Source organism: Kitasatospora sp. NPDC059327 (assembly GCF_042752535.1).
Classification (GTDB): Bacteria; Actinomycetota; Actinomycetes; order Streptomycetales; family Streptomycetaceae; genus Kitasatospora.
Genome location: NZ_JBHYYB010000059.1, coordinates 1 through 21476, shown reverse-complemented (window position 1 = coordinate 21476; position 21476 = coordinate 1). Strand labels below are relative to the sequence as shown.

The window sequence follows — 21476 nt, the reverse complement described above, 5'->3', positions numbered from 1 at the left end:
TCCTCCCCCGCGCCGCCCGGCGGGGCACCGGCCAGGACCGACCGCCTGCGACGGGAAGCCGCGGTTGGCCACTGGAACCGACAGCCGGCCGGTCGGCTCGGCGACCACGGCGAGTCACCCGAACCGGGCCGGGGTCCTGGGAACCCGGCCACGCATGGTGGGACAGTGTCAGCCCCCGTATCGATCCATGAAGATCTGCCCTGTGCCCGTTCTCGCGGCCCGCGCAGCCCTAGGATCGGGATCCATGATCGTATGGCTCAACGGCACCCACGGTGTGGGCAAGACGACGACCGGCGCCCTCGTGCAGCAGCTGCTCCCGGATTCACGGGTGTTCGACGCCGAGAAGGTCGGCGAGACACTCATGGACATCACGCCGGGACTGCCCGGGACCGACAACTTCCAGCACTGGCCGCCGTGGCGGCCACTCGTGGTCGAGACCGCCCGCCGCGTACTCGACTACACCGGCGGCACCCTGGTGATGCCCATGACGGTCCTGGTCGAGCAGTACTGGCGCGAGATCAGCACAGGCCTCGCCCACCATGCCATTCCGGTACGGCACTTCGTCCTCCACGCCGACCAGGAGACCCTCCGCGGGCGCATCGCGGGCGACACCGTTCTCGGTCCCGACTCCCCGTTCCGTCTCAAATACCTCGCACCCTACGCCGAGGCGGCCCGCACGTGGCTGCACGCCGAGGCCGAGGTCGTCGACACCACGCACCTCACGCCCGCCCAGGCCGCCCTGCGGATCGCGGACGCCGTCAAGAGTTGAGATTCCGCCCCGCCCACCCGGCCAGGCGCGCTGGGGCTACTGGAGCCGGGTGGCAGTCCGGACGAGGTCGGCGACGGCCCTGGACCGGCTGTGCGGCGGCCAGGCGATCACGGTGGTGACCGTCGGCGCGTCCAGCACGGGCACGGCGGCGAGGTCGCCGTGCAGGTGGGCCCGGCACGACTCCGGCGAGACCGCGCACGCCCGGCCGAGCGCGACGAGCTGCAACAACTGCGCGTGGTCACGGACCTGCGGGCCGAGGCCGGGCGGGTAGCTGCCGTCGCGATCGGGCCAGCGTGGCAGGGGCAGGCCCGGCAGGCCGGTGATGTCGGCCATGTGCACGTGGGTCCGGAGGGTGAGCGGATGCCCGGCCGGCAGGACCACCACCTGGCCCTCCGCGCCGAGTTCTTCGGTGTGGAACCCGGCCGTCGAGTCGAACGGCCGGTGCAGCAGCGCCACATCGGCCCGGCCCTCCCGCAGGAGTCGTTCCTGCTCGGCCGGGCCGCACAGGATGACGTCGACGGGGACGGCGCCGGGTTCGGCGGCGTACGCGTCGAGCAGTCTCGCCAGCAGTTCTCTGGACGCGCTGGCCTTCGTGACCAGCACCAGGCCGGGTCGGCCGGTCGCGGGAAGGGCGGCGCGGCGGGTCCGGCGCTCGGCGGCGTCGACCGCGCCGAGGGCCGCCCGGCCCTCGGCCAGCAGCACCGAGCCGGCTTCGGTCAGCGTGACGGTGCGGCTGGTCCGATCCAGCAGCGTCGCCCCGAGTCGGCGTTCGAGCTGCCGGATCGCCCGTGACAGGGGCGGCTGTGCGATCCCGAGCCGCTGCGCGGCGCGCCCGAAGTGCAACTCCTCCGCGACAGCGACGAAGTAGCGCAGTTCCCTGGTCTCCATCCGGCCACGGTACTCCGGATCAATACCTGGAAGGTATCGTTTCCCACCCGATCGGTCTTGGACCGCCACCGGGGTCCGAGAGCAGCATGGTCCCCATGAACGTACGAACGATCGCGCTGGTCACCGGCGCGAACAAGGGAATCGGCTACGAGATCGCCGCAGGCCTGGGCGCCCTCGGCTGGAGCGTCGGCGTCGGCGCCCGCGACGACCGGCGCCGCGAGGCCGCGGTGGAGAAGCTGCGCGCGACCGGCGTCGACGCGTTCGGCGTGGCGCTGGACGTGACCGACGACGCGAGCGTCACCACCGCCGCTCAGGTGATCGAGGAACAGGCCGGGCGCCTCGACGTGCTCGTCAACAACGCCGCCGTCGCGGGCGGCATGCCCCAGGAACCCACCAGCGTCGACCTCGCCACCGTCCGGACGGTCGTGGAGACCAACGTGCTCGGCGTCATCCGCGTCACCAACACCATGCTGCCGCTGCTGCGCCGCTCCGCCTCACCGCGGATCGTGAACATGTCCAGCAGTGTCGGCTCCCTCACCCGCCAGTCGGGGACCGCCGGCGAGCCGACCACAGGTCCGGTGGCCGTGGCGTACGCGCCCTCGAAGACGTTCCTGAACGCCGTCACCGTCCAGTACGCCCGGGAGCTGAGCGGCACGAACATCCTGATCAACGCCGGCTGCCCCGGCTACGTCGCGACCGACCTCAACGGCTTCCGGGGCGTGCGCACCCCCGAACAGGGCGCGGCCATCGCCATCACACTCGCGACCCTGCCGGACGACGGCCCGACGGGCCAGTTCTTCGAGGACGCCGGCGTCGTGCCCTGGTGAGGTGCGCGGCGGTCATCGCCCGCGCAGCCACCAGGACGAGGCCGCTTCGCCCGCGCGTCTCGAACAGGTTGATCGACTGCGTCGGCCGCCCCGGCCGCCCCGGCCGACGCAGTCGGCGCTTGGGGCAACGTTCCGCACCGCTCCTGGCTCCAGCCATCGTCCCCCGGGGATCCGGATCGCCAGGTCACCACCGCACAGCGGTTCCAGCTACCACTTCCTGCCACAAGTCCGATCCGTGACAAGTTGATTGGCACTCGGTCACGATCATTCGAAGCCGGAGCGCCCCGGCGCTGGAATCGGTCTTGGGCGAGCCGATTCTTGGAAACGACCGGGCGTCTGCCTCCAGAGCCTGGTACAACCAGGTCCTGGTGGCACCTGGGCCCCGAGGCTCTGGGGGCGGCATGGCGGGACCGGCAGTTGGACTGTGGCTCTTCGAACCGCACGGGTTCGCCGACATCCTGGCCGATGTGGTCCCGTGGTTGCGGACATTCTGCGAGCCGGTGGAGAGCACGGCCGACGGCGACGTGGATTTCTGGGTGCGAGACGGTGCGGCCCTGGGCCTGGGGGCCTTCGACCCGGCCGGCGTCGGCGTGTTCTTCCTGTCGATTTCGACGGCCTCTTGAGTGGCCACCCCACCGCAGGAGACGACACGAGCAACGAGGCAGTCCTGACACGGGCGAAAGCACTGGCGTCAACCCTCCCCGGAAGGCTCGCGGAGGTTTCCCATGACACCTGGGGCGGGGGGCGGTGGTTTCGACACGTGGGAGACGTGGAGTTCCTGGAAGCCTGGCTGCACCATCCCGACTTCCACTTGATCAAGTAGCTGCTCAGTGTCGATCTTCTCTGGGAGCAGGTCGCCATGATGGAGGAAGCGCTTGCGCTGAGCCGCGTAGCGGCTCAGCGGGTCGGGGCCCGAGCAGGCCACGCTCGCCTGTCCGCCATCTACTGTCGGCACATCACTCTGCCACCTGTACGGACACTCGGGCCATCCGCCACCCGTCGCTTCCAGTCATACCGCCGAGGCCGAAATCAGCGGGTCCGCCGTCGGAGTGCGGGGCTCTGACAGGATGCCACCCCACGCCGGCGGGGCCGGCGAACCCACCCACCGTCTGGAGTCCCCCGTGCACATCAGCGTCTGCATCCTCCCCGACCGGCCGTTCCCCGAGGCGGCCCCGATGTGGCGCCGCGCCGAGGAGCTGGGCTTCCACACCGCCTACTCCTACGACCACATCAGCTGGGGCGGGCTGCCGGACGGCGCCTGGTACGGCGCCGTCCCCACCCTCGCGGCGGTCGCCGCGACCACCGCACGGATCAGGCTCGGCACACTGGTCTCGTCGTCCAACTTCCGCCACCCGGTGCCGCTCGCGCAGGACGTCATGACGCTGGACACCATCAGCGGGGGCCGGTTCGTGCTCGGCTACGGCGCCGGCGCGCCCGACGCCGACGGCATCGTGCTCGGCCAGGGCGAGCCGGGCAGGGGCTGGTCGCTGAAGGAGCGCGGCGGCCGGTTCCGCGAGTCGGTGGAGCTGCTGGACCAGTTGCTGACCGGGGCACCCGAGGGCCGCCCCCGGACCACGTTCCGCGGGCGGCACTTCGACGCGATCGACGCCCGGCTGGAGCCCGGCTGCGTCCAGCGGCCCCGGGTGCCGTTCCTGCTGGCGGCGAGCGGCCCGCTCGGCATGCGGACCGTGGCGCGGTACGGCGCGGCCTGGGCCGTCACCGACGACGCGGACGCGCCGAGGGACGCCGAACTGACGGAGGCCTCGACCTGGGCCCTGCTCGCGCACCGGTTGGAGAGCCTGGACGCGGCGTGCGAGGCGGAGGGCCGCGACCCGAAGTCGCTGGGCCGCACACTGCTGACCGGGTTCTCGCCGCTGCCGACGATGCGGTCGGCTGCGGCCTTCGAGGAGGTGGCGGGGCGCTGCGCGGAGCTGGGGTTCACCGAGCTGGTGGTCCACTACCCGCGCGAGTCCGGGGCCTTCGCCACGCCCGCGCACGTCCTGGAGGAGATCGCAGCCGCCCACGGCGGCGAGTTCGGGCGGTCCTGAGCGCAGCCCGCCGCGGGCGCGGGGGCCGGCCCGGCCGGCCCCCGCGCGGTCACCGCAGCGACGCCATCCAGGCCTCGACCTCGTCCGCCTCGCGCGGCAGGCCCGACGACAGCCACTGCGCGCCGTCGGCCGTGATGAGGAAGTCGTCCTCGATCCGCACGCCGATCCCGCGCAGCTCCTCGGGGATCGTCAGATCGTCGGGCTGGAAGTACAGGCCGGGCTCCACGGTCAGGACGTGGCCGACCTCCAGGGTGCCGTCCAGGTACGTCTGGCTGCGGGCGGCGGCGCAGTCGTGGCAGTCCAGGCCCAGCATGTGCCCGGAGCCGCAGAGCGTGAACCGGCGGTACAGGCCGGACTCCGCCAGGGACGGCCCGCCGTCGGGCGCCAGCCCCCAGGCGTCGAGGCCCTCGGCGATCACGCTCATCGCCGCGTCGTGGAAGACGCCGTAGCGGGCACCGGGCCGCAGCGCGGCGATCCCCGCCGACTGGGCGGCGAAGACCAGGTCGTACACCCGGCGCTGGACCTCGGTGTAGCGTCCGCCGACCGGCAGCGTCCGGGTGACGTCGCCGGTGTAGAAGGAGTCGGCCTCGACGCCGGCGTCCAGCAGCAGGAGGTCGCCGTCGCGCACCGGGCCGTCGTTGTGCATCCAGTGCAGGACGCAGGCGTGCGCGCCGGCCGCCGCGATGGTCTCGAAGCCCAGGCCGTAACCGTCGAGCCGGGCCCGCCGGTTGAAGGTGCCCTCGATCCAGCGCTCGCCCCGCGCGAGGCCCGTGGCGTGGCGCAGCTCGCCGACCACGTCGTGGAACCCGGCCACCGTGGACCCGACGGCCGCCCGCAGCTGCTCGACCTCCCAGTCGTCCTTGATCAGCCGCGACTCCGCCAGGAAGGTGAGCAGCTCGGCCTCGGCCTCGCGGGCCGGCCGGACCAGCGCGTCGACCAGCGCGTCCTCGCCGCGTACCACCCGGGTCGGGAGGTGTCCGGCCAGTGCCCGTTCCAGGTCGTCGCGGGCGGCCGCCTGGACGCCGAGGGCGTCGGAGGTCTCCGAGAGCGTCCGCCGCCGCCCGACCCAGAACTCGCCGTGCTGGCGGCTGCTGTAGAACTCGGCGCTGTTCGGCCCGCCGTCGCGCGGCGAACGCGGCCGGGTGAACAGGGTGATCTCGTGCCCGCTCCCGGTGGGCTCGAAGACGAGGACGCTGTCCGGGACGGCCCGCGTCCCCTGCTCCGCGGTGAGGTGGACGAACGCGGAGTGCGGTCGGAAGGTGTAGTCGAAGTCGTTGCTGCGGACCTTGAACCCGCCCGAGGGGACGACGATCCGCTCACCGGGGAAGCGTGCGGAGAGCGCCGCGCGACGCTTGGCGGCGAAGGCCGCGCCGGGAAGGAGCGGCAGCGTCGTCCCGGTGTCCGCCCAGCCCTGCTGGAGGTGCTCCGTCAACGCGGCCGACATGGCGCGATCGTGGCTCCCGGTTCCACGCGCCCCGCCCTGCTGCTCCATCACATGTCTCCGATCGCCGCAGTCCGATTCACGGCGAAACTACCATTTCACATGTGACACATCCAGATCGGGGAGGCAATCGCCCAGGCAGGGGCCGGGCGCGGGGTCGGGCGCGGCGCCGGCACAGACGGACGCAGGACAGCGCGGCTCGACAGCAGCAGGACAGCCCGCCCCCCTACCCACCCGCCGTCTCGACCGCACCGGACTGGGCGGCCGGAATCCGCTGGGTGAAGAACAGCGCCACGAGGGCCGTCAGCGCGAGGATCGCCAGGGCCGCCCGCAGCCCGTCGAGCCGCGCGGCGGCGTTAGCGTCGAGGGCCGCCTGGGTGACCTCCGGGCTCGCGCCGGCCTCCTCCAGAGCCGTCCGGAGCTGGACGTCCGACAGGAAGGGCGCGCCGCTCTCCAACTGGACGACGGCCTGGCCGGCGAGTTCGTCCGGAACGACCGGGCTCTGCTCGACGGCGCTCAGGAAGGAGCTGGTCAGCGTGGCGATCATGATCGCGCCGGCGAGCGCGGTGCCGATCGAGGAGCCGAGATTGGTGACGGCGTTCTGGATGCCGCCGACCTCCGCGCTCTGCTCGTCCGGGACGGCGGACACCGTGACCGCGCCGAGCTGCGACGCCAGCGCGCCCATCCCGAGCCCGATCAACAACAGCGGCAGGGTGACGATCTCCGCCCCCGCGTCCGCGTCGAGCGCGGCCAGCAGAGCGACGGCGCCCGCGAGCAGGCCGAGCGTCCCGAGCCGCACCACCCGGCGCGGCGAGACGTCCGGGAACAGGCGCGGGATCAGGATCGCGGCGGCCAGCAGGGCCAGCGAGAGCGGCAACAGCCGGGCCCCGGTCCGGAGGGCGGACAGGCCCAGGGCGACGGACAGGTAGAGCGGCACGACGAAGAACACGCCCATCTGGACGAAGTACTGGAAGAAGAACATCGTCAGGCCGCCGGTCAGTCGGCGGTTGCGGAGCAGCGCGGGGTCGATCAGCGGCTCTCCGCCGCGCGCCAGCACGCGGGCCTCCCAGCGGAGGAAGAGCAGGATCAGCAGCAGACCGGCCAGCAGCAGCCACACCGTGAGTGAGATGCCGAGCCAGCCGGGCGCGCCGGGCTTGGGCAGGAACCACCCCCAGGCGCTGGAGCGCAGCACCCCGTAGACGAAGGCCCCGAGCCCGAGGGCGGAGAGCACCGCGCCGACCAGGTCGATCCGGGCCCGGTCGCCGGTCGGGGCGTCGGCGAGCCGGCGGGCGAACAGCAGGATGACGAGCACGATGACGACCTCGCCGGCGAACACCCAGCGCCAGGAGAAGTACGTCGTCGCGATGCCGCCGATGAGCGGGCCCAGCGCGATCGCCACCGCTCCCGCCGCGGCGACGAACCCGTAGGCGGCCGGTCTGCGCTCGACGGCGAAGTTTCCGGCCACCAACGCCACGATCGACGGGAGGATGAGCGCCGCCCCGACCCCCTCCAGGAACGACCAGCCGATCAGCAGCACGGTCAGATCGGGTGCGAGCGCCGTGGTCAGCGATCCGCAGCCGTAGATGACGCAGCCGATCATGAACGCCCGCCGACGGCCGATGAGCACGCCGACCTTGCCGCCCGGGATCATGAACATCGCCATCACCAGGGTGTACGCGGTGATCGCGCCCTGGATCCCGGCGACCGTCGTCCCCACGTCCTCGGCCACCGTCGCGATCGAGACGTTCATGACGGAGCTGTCGAGCGCCATCAGGAACTGTCCGGCCGCGAGGGTCGGAAGGACGAACCCGGCGACGGCGGACCTGCCGGACGTGCCTGCTGTGGGTGCCATGGCGGGCATCGTCCCCGCGGCCGGCGGGCGGGCCCACCCGACACACCGCGAAGTCAGCCGGTTGGCCCGTGACCGGCGCCCCCGCGCCGGTCACGACGGCGTGCCGCGGGTCAGACCACGTCGCGCCCGCGCAGCGTGCCCGCGCACAGGGCCCAGATGATGAAGATGTTCACGGCGATCAGGGTGATGGCCCAGAACGGGTAGTACGGCAGCCACAGGAAGTTGGCGATCAGGGCCAGCCCCGCGAGGACCACGCCGACCGCGCGTGCCCAGACCGCTCCGGTGAACACCATGACCCCGGCCAGCACGATGACGATGCCGAGGATCAGGTGGATCCAGCCCCAGCCGGTCAGGCTGTAGCGGAACACGTAGTCGTTGGTCCTGACGAAGATGTCGTCCTTGGCGATGGCCGCGATCCCCTCGAAGATCGCCATCGTCCCGCCGAAGACCATCAGAACCCCCGCCAGCACGATCCAGCCGGATCTCAGGAAGTGCCCCGAGGAACCCGAGCCCGTGCCGACGCCCGCGGGCGGTGGCGGCTCGGCGGCTGCGGGCGGTGGCGTGTTGAGGTTGCCGGCCATGGGGGCCTCCGAACTCTCGGGGAGCCCGCGGGCCCATCGGTCCGGGCCCGGCCGCAGCTCCGCATTCCAGCGTTCCACACGGGTGCCGGACGCGCTCCCCGTGCCGGATCCCACCGGCCGACCGGTCGGGGCCGCCCGGGCGACCGCTCCCCGGGGGCGGCGACCGACCGGTGACCGCCACCCGTCCGGCCGTGCCCGCTGGTGGGCCGGGGCGGGCGCGGCTCTGCTGGAGAGGAGCTACAACCACGTGCGCTCCCCGGCGGGGCAAGCGTCCGACCCAGGGAGAGTGGCGATGGCCCCGACGGATTCCGGAGCGGATCCCACCGCGGCGGGCGGAGCCGAGCCCACGGGCGACCGGCCCCCGCACCCCACCCCGCCGCCGGTCACTCCACCTCCCACCGAGCCTCCCACCGAGCCCTCGGCCAAGCCCACCACCCCGCCGCCGGTCACTCCACCCCCCACCGAGCCTCCCACCGAGCCCTCGGCACTCTCGACGCCCTCGACGCCCTCGACGAAGCCCACCACCCCGCCACCGGTCAGTCCGCCACCGGTCACGCCGCCGCTGCCCCCCACCGCGCGGCCCACTCCGGAACCGGCGGACGAGGTCGAGCAGTTGAAGGCCCGGCTCGCCGCGCTGGAGGCCGCCACCCCGCCCAAGCACCGGGAACACCACCGGCTGCGCACCTCCGGGTCCGTGGTGGTCATCGTCATCGCGTCCTTGCTGTCCCTGCTCTCCGTCCTCGCGGTCTGGACGAGCGACATCGTGGGCAACACCGACCGCTACGTCGCCACCGTCGCGCCGCTGGCCACCGAACCCGCGGTCCAGGACGCCGTCACCAACCGGGTCACCCAGGTCGTCCTGGACCAGATCGACGTGAAGGCCCTGGTCAAGCAACTCTCCGACGCGGCTGCCGAACAGGGCGTGCCGCCCCAGCTCGCGAACCTGATCGGAAACCTGAGCGCGCCGATCACCAGCGGCCTCACCAACCTGGTGCACTCCACCGTCGACCGGGTGGTCACCAGCAGCGCCTTCGAGACGATCTGGGTCGATGCCAACCGGGTGATCCACACCTCCCTCGACAAGGCCCTGACCGGCAAGGGGGGTGGTGCGATCACGCTGACCAACAACCAGGTCGGCATCGACATCGCACCGATCGTGGACCGGGTCAAGACCGAGCTGGTGAACGCCGGCCTCGGGGTCGCCGCCAAGATCCCGGAGGTCCACACCGACTTCGTGGTCTTCCAGTCCGAGGACATCGGCAAGATCAAGACGTACTTCCGGCTGCTGGACATCATGGGCTCCTGGCTCCCGCTGGTGACCGTGGTGGTGGCCGCCTGCGGCGTGTTCCTCGCGGCCAACCGGCGCCGGGCCCTGGTCGGCGCGGCCACCGGCGTGGCGCTCGCCATGCTGCTGCTGGGGATCGTCCTGACCGTCTTCCGCGCCTTCTACCTCGACCACCTCCCACCGGGCGCGAGCCAGGCGGCGGCGGGCGCGGTCTACGACACCCTGATCCGGTTCATGCGCGCCAGCGTCCGGGTGGTCTTCGCGGTGGCCGTCGTCACCGCCCTGGGCGCGCTCGTGATCGGCCCCTCGAAGGCCGCCGTCGCGATCCGCACCGCCTGCCGCCGCATGGTCGACGCCCTGCGCGACGTGCTGTTCGGCATCGGGCTGCGGCTCGGCCCGGTGGGGCCGTTCGTCCACCGCTTCAAGAAGTGGCTCGGCGCGCTGATCCTCGCGGTGGCGGCGGTCGTCCTGGCCACCTGGAACTACCCGACCACGGTGGTGGTCCTGTGGATCACCCTGGTCGTCCTGCTCGCCTTCCTGATCCGGGAGCTGCTCGACACCGGCCCGGCCCCCGGGCCCGGCGCAGACGGTGCCGCGCGTCCCCCCACCGGCCCAGGCAGCGTCTCGGGCACCGGACCGACCGCCGGCACCGGACCGCACGCCGGCACCTGACCGCCCGGTGGCCCCGACCGACCGCCGGCTCCCGTACCCGGCCGAGATGCGCGGTCGTACCGGCCCTGTTGGAATGACAGGAGCGGGAGCCCCCCGGTGACGGGAGCGGCCCTGTGTCCGTGCCACCCTCCCGGGCGGGCACCGCCACGGCGTCGGCCGGCATCCTCCACCCGACCGGCCGGAGAGGAATCCACGTGAGCGACGAGCTGAACGAGACCGGACCGATCGACTACATCGTCGTCGAGTTCCCCGGCAACCGGATGACGGGTGAGGGGCTGCCGCTGCTGGTCGACCTCGTCGACCGGGGCATCATCCGCATCCTCGACCTGGTCTTCGTCCGCAAGGAGGCGGACGGATCGGTCACCGGTATCGAACTCGCCGACCTCGACGGTGACGGCCAACTCGACCTGACCGTGTTCGAGGGCGTCTCCTCCGGTCTGCTCGACGAGGACGACCTCGCCCAGGCCGGCGCCGTCCTCGAAGCAGGTAGCTCCGCCGGCATCCTGGTCTACGAGAACGCCTGGGCGGGCCCCTTCGCCGCCGCCCTGCGGCGCGGCGGAGCGCGCCTGGTCGCCGACGGCCGGATCCCCGTCCAGGCCGTCCTCGCCTCCCTCGAAGCGGCCGAGGGCACGGACGGGAACTGATCCCGTCGGACACCCGGGCGACCCACCCCGGGAGTCGGCCCACCCCGAGAGTCAGGAAGGTGCACCATGCCAGGACTTCTTCGCGGCGTCGCCCGTACCGCCGTCGTCGCCGGGACCGCGACCGCGGTCTCCAACCGGGTCTCCCGACGGCAGGCCGGCCGCTGGGCCCAGCAGGAGACGGCGCAGGCGCCGGCCCAGCCCGCCTACGCGCCCCCGCCGGCTCCGGCACCGGCCGCCCAGCCCGACGACATGTCCGCCAAGCTCGACCAGCTCAAGCAGCTCGGCGAGCTCAAGAACCAGGGTGTGCTCACCGCGGCCGAGTTCGAGGCGCAGAAGGCCCGCCTGCTCGGTTCCTGACCGACGGTGCCCGGCCCCAGCACCGGGCCGGGCACGGCACCCCGGGGGCGCCCGCACCCGTGCCGGTGCCAGGATGGACGCGAGGCACCCTCGTCCGCCGCGACAGGGAGGCGGTCCCATGAGCCGCGAATACCACTTCCACCGCGAGCACGCGCACTGCTCGGTCACCGTCGGCGTCCGCCTGGCCGGGACGCGGGAGGTGGAGCTCCTCGTCGACGGCAAGGAGGTCGTCGTCGAACCGGTCCACGGCCACCACGCCGAGCGGCGCTCGCTGGCCACCACGCTGCCCACCGACCCGCCGCGCACGATCACCGTCGAGGTGGAACTGCCCGGCGCGATCCGGGGCCTGCCGAGCGCCACGCTCGTCGACGGCGACGCCCGGCTGCCGATGCCCCCGCGCGACGTGCCCCACCGGGCGCGGCCGACCGAGGCCTCCTGGTACGGCTGACCGACCCCGGCCGCCGTGCCCCGGGGCGAGGCCGTCGGCATCCGGGCTGGGTCGAACCGGATCGCGGACTCGGACCGGGCCGCGCCATCGGACCGGGCCACGTGGTCGGACCAGGTCACGGAGTCGGCCCAGATCAGGGGTGCTCCGGCGGCGACGGATAGGGTCGCGGGCGGGTGGGCGAACCACCGCCACCGCACCCGTGCCGCCGAAGGGACCCCCGCCATGCCGACCGCCCCCGCCACCGGACCAGCCGCCGGACCGTCGCTCGCGCGATTCGGCCTGGGCACCGCCGCCGTCGGGCGGCCCGGCTACATCACGCTCGGCCGCGACCTCGACCTGCCGGCCGGGCGCGATGTCGAGGCGCTGCGGGAGCGGACGCACGCCCTGCTCGACGCCGCCTACGCGGCAGGGGTGCGCTACTTCGACACCGCCCGCTCCTACGGCCGTGCCGAGGAGTTCGTCGGCCAGTGGCTCGCCGCCCGTCCGGAGGCCGCGCCCGACGTGGTCGTCGGCAGCAAGTGGGGCTACACCTACACCGCCGACTGGCGCGCCACCGGGGTGGCGGTGCACGAGGTCAAGGAGCATTCGACGGCGGTGTTCGACCGTCAGGTCCAGGAGACCAGGGCGCTGCTGGGTGCGTGGCCGCAGGTGTACCTGGTGCACTCGGTCACCCCCGACAGCCCGGCGCTCACCGACCCGGCGCTGCACGCGCGGCTGGCGCGACTGGCCGCCGACGGCGTCCGGATCGGCCTGTCCACCAGCGGTCCGGCGCAGGCCGCCACCGTCCGGGCCGCGCTGGAGGTGACGGCGCAGGGCCGGCCGCTGTTCGCCGCCGTCCAGTCCACCTGGAACCTGCTGGAGCCATCCGCCGGACCGGCCCTCGCCGAGGCGCACGCGGCGGGTTGGCTGGTGGTGGTGAAGGAGGGCATGGCCAACGGCCGGCTCGCCGACCGCAACGCCACCGGCCCGGACACCGCCGCGCTGCGCGCGCTGGCCACCCGCACCGGCGCCTCCTGCGACGCGCTCGCCCTGGCCGCGGCCGCCGCCCAGCCCTGGGCCGACGTGGTGCTCTCCGGCGCGGCCACCGTGGAGCAACTGGCCTCCAACCTCACGGCGGCCGGGATCGGCCTCGCTCCGGCGGACCTGGCCGCGCTCGCACCGCTGGCCGAGCCCGCCGAGGCGTACTGGCACACGCGCGCCGCGCTGCCCTGGGCCTGAGCTCCTTGCCCGCCGGACCGGGGCGGGGCGAAGCGGGGCAGGACCGGCAGCGGACCGGCAGCGGACCGGGGCGGCGGACCGCGGCGTGCCCCGGCCCGCCGCCGCCCACCGGTCAGATCCGGGTGTCCTCCACCACCGGAACGGTCCTGTCGGCCGCACCGGCCGCGTCGCGCTGCGCCCCGCCGGCGGGCGAGGTCAGCGCCGACCGGGGTGCCGCGGCGGCCGGCTGCTTGCCGCAGAAGGCCGGCTCCAGCACGCCCATCAGGCCCGTCGTGACGGCCCCGTTGTTGGAGGCGTTGGCGAACACCACGACGCTGCGCCGGCCGTCGGGGGTGACGAAGCTCTGGGTCTGGAAGCCCTGGACGATGCCTCCGTGGCCGAAGACGTTCCCGCAGGAGAGGGCGATCTGCCGGACACCGAGGCCGTAGCTGATCTTCGCCGTGGGCGTGGGGAGCACGCTGGTCATCTGCTTCAGCGAGTCGTCCGAGACGAGGCCCCCGGCGCTGCCGGCCAGCAGCGCGGTGAGGAAGCGGTCCATGTCGCCGGCCGAGGAGATGACCCCGCCCGCGCTCCACAGCCAGGAGGCGGTCTGCTCGGTGGAGTCCAGCAGCGGCTTGCCGCGGTCGTCGTTGGTCAGGTAGCCGGTAATGTGCGGCCCCGCGATGGCCTTCTCGGGTACCACGAAGGAGGTCTGACGCAGATTCAGCGGCTCGATGATCTCCTCGCGCAGCAGATCGCCGTAGGCGCGCCCGGTGAGGTGCTCGATCGCGAGCCCCATCAGCACGTAGTCCGTGTTCGAGTACGCGTACTTCGTCCCCGGGGTGTACTGCACACCGTGCTTGACCGAGAGGGCCACCAGGTCCTGGGGCGCGTAGACGGTGTTGCGGATCCGCGCCTCGAAGGCGCTCGTGGTCTCCTCGCCGGCCTGCTCCAGCAGGTCGTTGGTGTGGTCGTAGATGCCCGCGCGGTGCTGCATCACCTGACGACCGGTCATCGTCCAGCCCTCGGGCAGGGTGCCCTGCGGCAGGTACTCGCGCAGCGGCCGGTCCAGGTCGATGAGCCCCTGCTCGACGAGGCGCATCACCAGCACCGAGGCGAACATCTTGCTGTTGCTGCCCACCCGGAACTGCCGGTTGGCCTTCATCGGGCTGCCGTCGAGGTCGGCCTTGCCCAGGGTCAGCGACCAGGCGAGCTCGCCGCTGCCGTGGTCCCTGATCACGGCGAAGGCGCCGGGCGCCCCCGCGTTCAGGGTGTTCTGCAGGGCGGCCCGCACAGCGGTCGTGTCCGGGACGGGCGGCGCGGTCGGCACCGGCGCGGCCACCGCGGTGCCCGCTCCGACGCCGGCCATCAGCAGGGCGGCGGCCGCGGCCACCGCTCCCGAACGCGCGAGCCTGATCTTCACCATCGGCGGATTCCCCTGATTCGTCGGTCCCTCGCACGGCGGGTCCCGCGCGCGGACCAAGATCATATCCTCCTGAACACGACAGGAACTGACGGCCGATCACCTCGGATCGCGCGCCGCGGTGCCCGGTCGGCCGCCCGCGACCCACCGGGCGACGACAGTTGGTGACACCGGTGTGACGGTACGCCGTCACGCGGAGGGCCGCACTCCGGTTCGCCGGGGCAGCGGACGTGCCCGAACGGGCAGACCTAACGTTCGGTCGGCACCCGCCATCCCCTTCGCGACCCTCCACCGCCGAACGCCGGACGCCGCCCGTTCACCGGGCCGACACCCCGCGCACGGCCCCGACCAGCACGGACGCCCGGCCACCCCGGTCCGACAACCGCCCCGATGCGCACGACCCGCCCAATCCGGACCTTTTCCGTCGTTCCACGGGAAATCGGCAGCGGCCGGCCGCGAAACCTGGCGAACCGCCGGCCGGCGCGTGAGCTGCGTCACTTGACGCTCTTTTCGCCGCCGGGCTTCACTTCGGGTCGACGAGAAGCGGATCGCAGAATTCTGCCGAACAACCGCGACCCGTCGAACCATCAAAGCAATTCGTCCGGTTCACCGTCAGACGGAGGTACTGTCATGAAGCTCGTGCATTTCGTGAAGAAGGTCATGCCGGAGAAGAGCCTGAAGGCCTACGCCTGGTACGGCTGGATCTAATCGGGTAGTTCGCCTACCGGGCCCGGCCCGGTGAGCCCTGTCTCACCGGGCCGGGCCTTTCACCCTTGGAGTTCACCGATGCCTATGTCCAGCACGGGCAGGAGCGCCCGGGCCACCGTCTTCGCACCGCGGCTCAAGGAACTTCTCCGCACGCACCGCGGGGCCGACCTCTTCCGCCTGGAGCCCGACACCATCGGGGTGGCCGGCGCCGACCTGATGGACAGCCTGCTCCGGGGCAGGCCCGCCAACGACGCCGAGCGCCCGACCTTCAAGCCCGTGCAGGGCAGGTCCGTCACCCGGGCGGACGCGTCCGCGCTCATGCAGGCCGTCTCCGCCGATGTCCGGGCCGCCCTGAAGAAGCCCCTGGGCGACGATGTCGACCTCACCGGAAAATGGCCGCACGTCGCCCACGTCCATCTCCGGGACCTCGTCTTCGGCCGCGAGAGTTTCCGATTCCGCGTCCTCGTGGACCGCCGGCTGGAACTCACTCCGAAATTGACCTGGGCGGCCGTCGCCTCCGGAACGGCCATGCTCGGAAAGCCCGGCTCGGAAGTACCGCTGTCCAATCTCGCGGCGCGCGTCCTGAATGCCGAGGGATATGCCGACCGACGTTACGCCATGTATCTCTACCGGCGGGTGGCGGCGCCGATCTGCTTCACCGTGTCCGCCCTCGTGACCAATGCGCTCTGGCTGGGATCGCCTTTCGACGACGGCGTCTCGAACCGGGACGTCCTGCATGAAGCCCTCCGGCTGCTGCCGCCGTCCTGGAACATCCTGCGGGTGGCCTCCCCCGAGTTCCCCGCCGTGGACGACCGCATCGGCGCGAAGGACGACATCCTGCTGCTGCCGCTGCTGAGCCACCGCGACCCGCGCCTGTGGGACGACCCCGACACCTACCGCCCGGAGCGCTGGGCCGGCCTCGACCCCGACGACCACCCCGGCTACCTCCCGTTCGGCCACGTCAACGAACGCTGCTGGGGGCGCCACATGGTGATGCCGCTGGCCGAACGTTTGCTCGACATCGTGCGCCGGGACGGCCTCGTGGTGGACCCGGGCCAGACCGTCGGCAAGGTCGAGCTGGACGGCCTGCTCGAAGTCTCCGACGTGCGGCTGGTCCGCCCCTGACCAGCCGGTGCCGGACCCGCGCGGCCCAGGTCGCGCGGGTCCCGCCTCAGTCCCGGTGCGGGGTCTCCAGGAAGCGGTGCAGCGAGTCCGTCAGGGCCGTCGCGAAGGCCTCCCGGGTCGGCTCCGCGACGCGGTCCAGGGACAGGTACGGGTTGAGGTCCTCCAGCTCGACCAGGAGGAGGTCCCCCTCCGGGGTCCGGCAGGCGTCCACCCGCTGGATGCCGTGGTCCAGGGTGTTCCAGTCGATGAACCGCCGGGCGAAGCCCAGGTCCGCGTCCGTGGGCCGGTACGGCTCCAGCACCCAGCGCCGGTCCGGATCGGGGGCGTGGAGGGCGTACTGGAACTCGTCGTCGACGAAGTAGAACGACACCTCGTAGCGGAAGTCGATGCGCGGCTGGACCAGGATGTCGCCGTAGGCGAGGCCGGACAGCCGGTCCGGTGTCACGAAGGTCAGGCCGATGGAGTCCGCGCCCGCCTTCGGCTTGACGGCGTACTGAGCGGACGCGGGCAGGCGCCCGAGGTCCTCGGCCCGGTCGACGGTGGGGATCACCGGGAACCCGGCCGAGGTCAGGTCCAGCAGGTACTGCTTGCCGGCCATGTCACCGCGGCCGGAGAGCGGGTTGTAGACCCGGGTACCGCGCGCCGCGGCCGCGGCCCGGAACGCCTCGTACCGCTCCTGGTAGTGCAGGACGGGCCCGCTGTTGCGGACCACCACCGCGTCGAAGCCGTCCATCAGCGCGGCCGCGTCCAAGGGGTGGCTCAGCGCGATGTCGAAGTCGGCCCGGAGCCGGGCGGACAGCCCGATGTCCTCGTCGCAGTACCGCCGGCCACGAGCCTGGTAGGCGAGATCGGTCACGAACAGAACGCTGGGGCGGGCGGGCACGGCGCAACTCCTCGGTCGGTGACCACCAACCTACCCACCGCCGCCCGCCCGCCGGAAGCCCCGTCCTCGCAGCTCGGAGCCACCCCGGACCGCGCCCCGGGGGCCGTTGCGGCGGCGCCGGCGCCGCCACCACCCGGAGTACGATCGGCGGTGTCCGGAGCGGCGGAGGGCAGGAGCATCCGATGACCGGCGGAAACGAACGGGACAGCGCGGCGGACCCGCTGTCCGGGATGAGCGAGGCAGCGCCCGACGACCTGTTCACCGGGCGTTCGAGGCCAGCCGGTCGCAAGGCCGCCCGCGCGGCGGCCTCCCACAGCGGCGACGACGACCTCTACGGGAGTTCGGCGGCCGTGGCACCGGCGCCGGACGACGACGAGCCACCGGCGGAGCGCCCCGGCACCGGCCGCTGACGACCATCGGCCCCCGGCGGACCTGCGGAAGACGCGCGATTCTCGCTGCGGAACCCACCAGGTCAGGACTGCGACGCGCGCTCTTCACTCGAACGAGTGAACCGGAAGCACACCGGCCGGACGCCCGCGCCCCACGGTGCGACGATCACTGCGCCCCCGGCCCCTCGGACGCAGGCCCGGAGCGCCGTCAGCCGCACGGCGCGGCCGGGGCGACGACCGGCACGAGGGGGAGCAATGGCACGGGACGTGGTGCGCGAGTCGGCCCTGGCGGGCCGGGTGGTGATCTGGGAGGAGTCGGCTCGCGACGGCGCCCAGGCCAAGACCCTGATGAGCGCGGACTTCCGGGTGCGGCTGGCCCTGGAGCAGGGCCGGATCTTCGGGGCGGACGGACCCCGCCACGTGGTGTTCGCGGCGGGCTTCCCGGCGGTGTGCGCGGAGGAGTTCGAGGCCGTACGCCGGGTGGCGGTGGAGGCCGAGGGAGCGGTGAGCGTGGCCGCGGTCTGCCGGGGCGCGGCGGCGGATGTGCGGCAGGCCGTCACGGCGGTCCGGGGCAGCGCCCACGCCCGGGTGATGGTGGTGGTCCCGGCCTCCGAGGCGATGGCGCAGGTGATGGTCCATCGCACCGCCCGGGAGGCCCTGGAGGGCGGCGTCACGCTGGTCGAGGACGCTCGGGAACTGGACGACGGGGTCGCCGTCGACGTCTGTCTGGCGGACGCCGGCCGGGCCGACCACGCCCTGGTGGCCGCCGCCGCCCAGCGCATGACGGCGGCGGGCGCCGGCGTGGTGGTCCTGGCGGACACCGTCGGCGATCAACTCCCCTCCGACGCGGCGGCGATGTTCTCCCGGGTCCGAGCCGCCTGCACCGATGACGTGGTGCTGGCCTCGCACCTGCACAACGACCTCGGACTGGGGTTGGCCAACACCCTTGAGGCACTGCGGGCCGGCGTACGGGTGGTGTCGAGTGCCTGGCTGGGCATCGCGGAGCGCTCCGGCATGGTCGCCACGGAGCAGTTGCTGCTCCTGCTCGCGCACCGCCCCGAGCGCGCCGCGCAGCTCCTGGGCGGCCAGACCGCCGAGCCGTGGTGGACGCCTCCCGACCTCACCCGGCTGCCCGCCGTGGCCCGGATGGTCGGCGCGGAGACCGGGGTGCCCCTGACGGTGACCACCCCGGTGGTCGGCCCCGGGGTGGGCACGATCTCCACCGGCACGCCGTTCGTCCATCCCCGACTGTTCCAGCCCTACGACCCGGAGCAGCTCCTGGGCATCGCCCCGAGCGTCGTGCTCACCCAGCTGGCCAGTGCCCGGGTGGTCACCGCCGTCGCCTCCCGACTGGGCCACGACCTCGACCGGCAGCAGGCGGGGACCGCCATGGCCTGGGTGAAGTCCCGGGCGTTCCGCACCGGCCGTGCCGTCGTCGACGACGAGGCCTTCGCCGCCTACCTCGACGGCCTCGCCGGCCCCGCGGCGGCCGCACCCGCCGGCAGCGCGATCCCCGCCCCCGCACCCGCCGTCCCCGTGCTCCCCGTCACCGCGACCGGGGCCGCCCGGTGAACCGGGACACCGCGCACCGGGGCGCGGCGGACACCGGCAACGTCGGCCTGCCCGGTGCCCGCAGCGCCCTCGACCGGGGTGCGGCGGTCGTCCTGCCCAACCCGGCGCCACTGACCGGCGTGGTCGCCGCCACCGCGCCCGGGACCGTCAACGCGGCGAAGGGCCGCCCCGTCGCCCAACCGGTGGCACTCTGGGCCCACCATCCGGACACCCTGGCGGCGCTCCGCCAAGCCCTCGCCCTGGACGCCTCCGCCGCCGCCCTGGCCCATCGCCTCCTCGCCGAGGAGCACCTCACCCTCCTGGTCCCGCTGCGCACCGACGGCCCGCCGCCGGACTGGCTGGCACCGGCCGCCCAGGCGGGCTGGGCCCTGCTCTTCGGAGCCCGCTGGGCTCCCCTGCGCCCACTCCTCGCCCCCTTCCCGCTGCTGTACGTCAGCAGCGCCAACCGGACCGGCAGGCCCCCCGCGGAGAGCGCCGCCGACGCCCTGGCCATGTTCCCCGCCGGCACCGCCGTCCTCGGCACCGGCGACCTTCCCGCCACCGGCCTCCCCCTCGGCGACCTCCCCGCCACCGGACCGGCACCGGCGCGCCGGGCGACCACCACCCTGCGCCTGCACCCCGGCGGCGGCCTCGACCTGTACCGCCACGGCGCCCAGGACCACCGCCACGGCGGCGCGGCCGGCTATCTGCGCCACCTGCGCACCGCCTACGGGACACCGGACTCCTGGGCCGCCGGCGACCCCGGCGACGACCGGCACGAGGGCCGGACCGGCTGACTACCGCCCGTCGCCCGCGGCGCACCACGCGGCCCGAACGGACCGACCACCGCCCACCGTCTTGACGATTGCATGACACTGACGGACCATCATGCTGGCGCGCGCCGCAGCTCCTCCCCTGTTCCGTCCCTACGGACCCCCCACAGGAGGACAGTCATGCGACTGCCCCGCCGAGGGAAGCCCGCCGCGGTCACCGCCGCGGTACTGGCTCTCGCACTCGCCTCGCCCCTCACCACCCAGGTCGCCGCCCACCCGGTCACCGCCGCGGCGGCCGACACCGCCCGGCAGTACGTCCTCGACGGCCCCCGCACCGTCGCCGAACGCACCGCCGTCGCCGCCACCGGCGCCTCCGTCGACGCGGTGCGGACCGATTCGGTGGTGGTCACCGCCACCCCCGCCGAGGCCGACCGCCTGCGCGCGCTCGGCTGGTCCCCCAGCCCGCTGCCGAACCCGACGTACGGCGCCGGGGCCGGCGAACAGGGCGTCGGCGCGGCGGTGTACGACTTCCCGTCCGCCGACTCCGGTTACCACAACTTCGCGGAGGCCTCCGCCGACATCGACGCCGTCGTGGCGGCGCACCCCGCCATCATGAGCAAGCGCGTCATCGGCACCTCCTACGAGGGCCGGCCGATCGTCGCCGTCAAGATCAGCGACAACGTCGGCACCGACGAGAACGAGCCCGAGGTGCTGTTCACCGCCCACCAGCACGCCCGCGAGCACCTCACCGTCGAGATGGCGCTCTATCTGCTGCACGAGTTCGGCGACAAGTACGGCAGCGACAGCCGGATCACCAACGCCGTCAACAGCCGGGAGATCTGGGTGATCCCCGACCTCAACCCGGACGGCGGCGAGTACGACATCGCCACCGGCCGCTACCGCAGCTGGCGCAAGGACCGCCAGCCGAACGCCGGCAGCAGCAACGTCGGCACCGACCTGAACCGCAACTGGGACTACAAGTGGGGCTGCTGCGGCGGCTCCTCCGGCTCCACCTCCAGCGAGACCTACCGGGGCGCCGCCCCGGAGTCCGCCAAGGAGACCAAGGTGGTCGCCGACTTCGTCCGGACCCGCGTGGTCGGCGGCAAGCAGCAGATCACCGCCGCGATCGACTTCCACACCTACAGCCAGCTGGTGCTCTGGCCGTTCGGCTGGACCACCGCCAACACGGCCACCGGGATGACCGCCGACGAGTACGACACCTTCGCGACCTTCGGCACGACGATGGCCGGGACCAACGGCTACACGCCCGAGCAGTCGAGCGACCTGTACATCACCGACGGCGCGATCGACGACTGGCTGTGGGGCGCGCAGCGGATCTTCGCGTACACCTTCGAGATGTACCCGGGCCCGAACGGCAGCAGCGGCTTCTACCCGCCCGACGAGGTGATCGGGCGCGAGACCAGCCGCAACCGCGAGGCCGTGCTGCGGCTGGTCGAGACGGCCGACTGCATGTACCGCGCGATCGGCAAGCAGCAGCAGTACTGCGGCATCGCCTCCTGAACCGGGAGCGCCGCACCGGCCCGGGGGCGCCCGGGCCCCCGGCCGGGGGGGGCCCCCCGCCCCCCGGGGGGGCGACCCGCCCCCGCGGGCCGGC

At 73.3% G+C, this 21476-nt stretch carries 22 protein-coding genes; 16 read left to right on the top strand and 6 right to left on the bottom strand.

Going from position 1 to position 21476, the window contains the following annotated elements; all coding sequences use genetic code 11:
• Window positions 1-244: 244 nt before the first annotated feature.
• Complete coding sequence (locus ACFXHB_RS29340) at window positions 245-769, top strand: ATP-binding protein (RefSeq protein WP_380577695.1); 525 nt, start codon at window positions 245-247, stop codon at window positions 767-769.
• A gap of 36 nt (window positions 770-805) precedes the next feature.
• Here the strand turns inward: ACFXHB_RS29340 and ACFXHB_RS29335 are convergent, their stop codons facing one another.
• Window positions 806-1657, bottom strand: a complete 852-nt coding sequence (locus tag ACFXHB_RS29335) for a LysR family transcriptional regulator (protein WP_380577694.1) — start codon at window positions 1655-1657, stop codon at window positions 806-808.
• Window positions 1658-1752: 95 nt separating this feature from the next.
• Between ACFXHB_RS29335 and ACFXHB_RS29330 the strand changes: the two genes are divergently transcribed.
• The 4 genes from ACFXHB_RS29330 to ACFXHB_RS29315 all read left to right on the top strand — a co-directional run bounded on the left by ACFXHB_RS29330 (window position 1753) and on the right by ACFXHB_RS29315 (window position 4532).
• Complete coding sequence (locus ACFXHB_RS29330) at window positions 1753-2484, top strand: SDR family oxidoreductase (protein ID WP_380577693.1); 732 nt, start codon at window positions 1753-1755, stop codon at window positions 2482-2484.
• 401 nt (window positions 2485-2885) lie between these two features.
• On the top strand, window positions 2886-3107 hold the full coding sequence (locus ACFXHB_RS29325) for a DUF6368 family protein (protein ID WP_380577692.1): 222 nt from the start codon (window positions 2886-2888) through the stop codon (window positions 3105-3107).
• On the top strand, window positions 3104-3307 hold the full coding sequence (locus tag ACFXHB_RS29320) for a DUF6368 family protein (protein WP_380577690.1): 204 nt from the start codon (window positions 3104-3106) through the stop codon (window positions 3305-3307). The genes ACFXHB_RS29325 and ACFXHB_RS29320 overlap by 4 nt, the downstream gene beginning before the upstream one ends.
• A 298-nt stretch (window positions 3308-3605) precedes the next feature.
• Window positions 3606-4532 carry an LLM class flavin-dependent oxidoreductase gene (locus tag ACFXHB_RS29315; protein ID WP_380577689.1) on the top strand — a complete coding sequence of 309 codons (927 nt, stop codon included), beginning with the start codon at window positions 3606-3608 and terminating at the stop codon, window positions 4530-4532.
• A 49-nt stretch (window positions 4533-4581) separates the two neighbouring features.
• Here ACFXHB_RS29315 and ACFXHB_RS29310 read toward each other — a convergent pair whose 3' ends face one another.
• The 3 genes from ACFXHB_RS29310 to ACFXHB_RS29300 form a co-directional block, all read right to left on the bottom strand.
• Complete coding sequence (locus tag ACFXHB_RS29310; RefSeq protein WP_380577688.1) at window positions 4582-5976, bottom strand: aminopeptidase P family protein; 1395 nt, start codon at window positions 5974-5976, stop codon at window positions 4582-4584.
• 223 nt (window positions 5977-6199) lie between these two features.
• Window positions 6200-7825, bottom strand: a complete 1626-nt coding sequence (locus ACFXHB_RS29305) for an MFS transporter (protein ID WP_380577687.1) — start codon at window positions 7823-7825, stop codon at window positions 6200-6202.
• A gap of 110 nt (window positions 7826-7935) precedes the next feature.
• Window positions 7936-8277, bottom strand: coding sequence for a hypothetical protein (locus tag ACFXHB_RS29300; protein WP_380577724.1), 342 nt, complete (start codon window positions 8275-8277; stop codon window positions 7936-7938).
• A gap of 421 nt (window positions 8278-8698) precedes the next feature.
• On the opposite strand from ACFXHB_RS29300, the gene ACFXHB_RS29295 reads away from it, so the two are divergent.
• The 5 genes from ACFXHB_RS29295 to ACFXHB_RS29275 all read left to right on the top strand — a co-directional run bounded on the left by ACFXHB_RS29295 (window position 8699) and on the right by ACFXHB_RS29275 (window position 13030).
• Entirely contained in the window at window positions 8699-10363 is a 1665-nt protein-coding gene (locus tag ACFXHB_RS29295; protein ID WP_380577686.1) for a hypothetical protein, read from the top strand.
• Between the two features lie 194 nt (window positions 10364-10557).
• Window positions 10558-11007: a DUF6325 family protein gene (locus ACFXHB_RS29290; RefSeq protein ID WP_380577685.1), complete on the top strand. Its 450-nt coding sequence runs from the start codon at window positions 10558-10560 to the stop codon at window positions 11005-11007.
• A 66-nt stretch (window positions 11008-11073) separates the two neighbouring features.
• Window positions 11074-11364 (top strand): SHOCT domain-containing protein, encoded by a 291-nt coding sequence (locus tag ACFXHB_RS29285; RefSeq protein ID WP_380577684.1) that lies wholly within the window; start codon window positions 11074-11076, stop codon window positions 11362-11364.
• 118 nt (window positions 11365-11482) lie between these two features.
• The gene (locus ACFXHB_RS29280) at window positions 11483-11812 is read left to right on the top strand and encodes a hypothetical protein (protein ID WP_380577683.1); all 330 of its coding nucleotides are present in this window, start codon (window positions 11483-11485) and stop codon (window positions 11810-11812) included.
• A gap of 222 nt (window positions 11813-12034) precedes the next feature.
• Window positions 12035-13030 (top strand): aldo/keto reductase, encoded by a 996-nt coding sequence (locus ACFXHB_RS29275; RefSeq protein WP_380577682.1) that lies wholly within the window; start codon window positions 12035-12037, stop codon window positions 13028-13030.
• Window positions 13031-13142: 112 nt separating this feature from the next.
• On the opposite strand, the gene ACFXHB_RS29270 is transcribed toward ACFXHB_RS29275, so the two are convergent.
• Window positions 13143-14435 (bottom strand): serine hydrolase domain-containing protein, encoded by a 1293-nt coding sequence (locus ACFXHB_RS29270; RefSeq protein WP_380577681.1) that lies wholly within the window; start codon window positions 14433-14435, stop codon window positions 13143-13145.
• 387 nt (window positions 14436-14822) lie between these two features.
• On the opposite strand from ACFXHB_RS29270, the gene ACFXHB_RS29265 reads away from it, so the two are divergent.
• Together ACFXHB_RS29265 and ACFXHB_RS29260 are read left to right on the top strand one after the other, a co-directional pair.
• Window positions 14823-15140 carry a tryptorubin family RiPP precursor gene (locus tag ACFXHB_RS29265; protein WP_380577680.1) on the top strand — a complete coding sequence of 106 codons (318 nt, stop codon included), beginning with the start codon at window positions 14823-14825 and terminating at the stop codon, window positions 15138-15140.
• A gap of 78 nt (window positions 15141-15218) precedes the next feature.
• Window positions 15219-16265: a cytochrome P450 gene (locus ACFXHB_RS29260; RefSeq protein WP_380577679.1), complete on the top strand. Its 1047-nt coding sequence runs from the start codon at window positions 15219-15221 to the stop codon at window positions 16263-16265.
• A 46-nt stretch (window positions 16266-16311) separates the two neighbouring features.
• Here ACFXHB_RS29260 and ACFXHB_RS29255 read toward each other — a convergent pair whose 3' ends face one another.
• The gene (locus ACFXHB_RS29255) at window positions 16312-17148 is read right to left on the bottom strand and encodes a hypothetical protein (RefSeq protein ID WP_380577678.1); all 837 of its coding nucleotides are present in this window, start codon (window positions 17146-17148) and stop codon (window positions 16312-16314) included.
• A 182-nt stretch (window positions 17149-17330) separates the two neighbouring features.
• Between ACFXHB_RS29255 and ACFXHB_RS29250 the strand changes: the two genes are divergently transcribed.
• From ACFXHB_RS29250 to ACFXHB_RS29235, 4 genes are all read left to right on the top strand, one after another.
• Window positions 17331-17558, top strand: a complete 228-nt coding sequence (locus ACFXHB_RS29250; RefSeq protein WP_380577677.1) for a hypothetical protein — start codon at window positions 17331-17333, stop codon at window positions 17556-17558.
• 234 nt (window positions 17559-17792) lie between these two features.
• Window positions 17793-19109 (top strand): 2-isopropylmalate synthase, encoded by a 1317-nt coding sequence (locus tag ACFXHB_RS29245; RefSeq protein ID WP_380577676.1) that lies wholly within the window; start codon window positions 17793-17795, stop codon window positions 19107-19109.
• On the top strand, window positions 19106-19885 hold the full coding sequence (locus ACFXHB_RS29240; protein ID WP_380577675.1) for a hypothetical protein: 780 nt from the start codon (window positions 19106-19108) through the stop codon (window positions 19883-19885). Before ACFXHB_RS29245 ends, ACFXHB_RS29240 begins: the two co-directional genes overlap by 4 nt.
• Window positions 19886-20041: 156 nt before the next feature.
• A complete protein-coding gene (locus ACFXHB_RS29235) occupies window positions 20042-21382 on the top strand; it encodes a M14 family metallopeptidase (RefSeq protein ID WP_380577674.1) in 1341 nt (446 codons plus the stop codon).
• Window positions 21383-21476 lie beyond the last annotated feature (94 nt).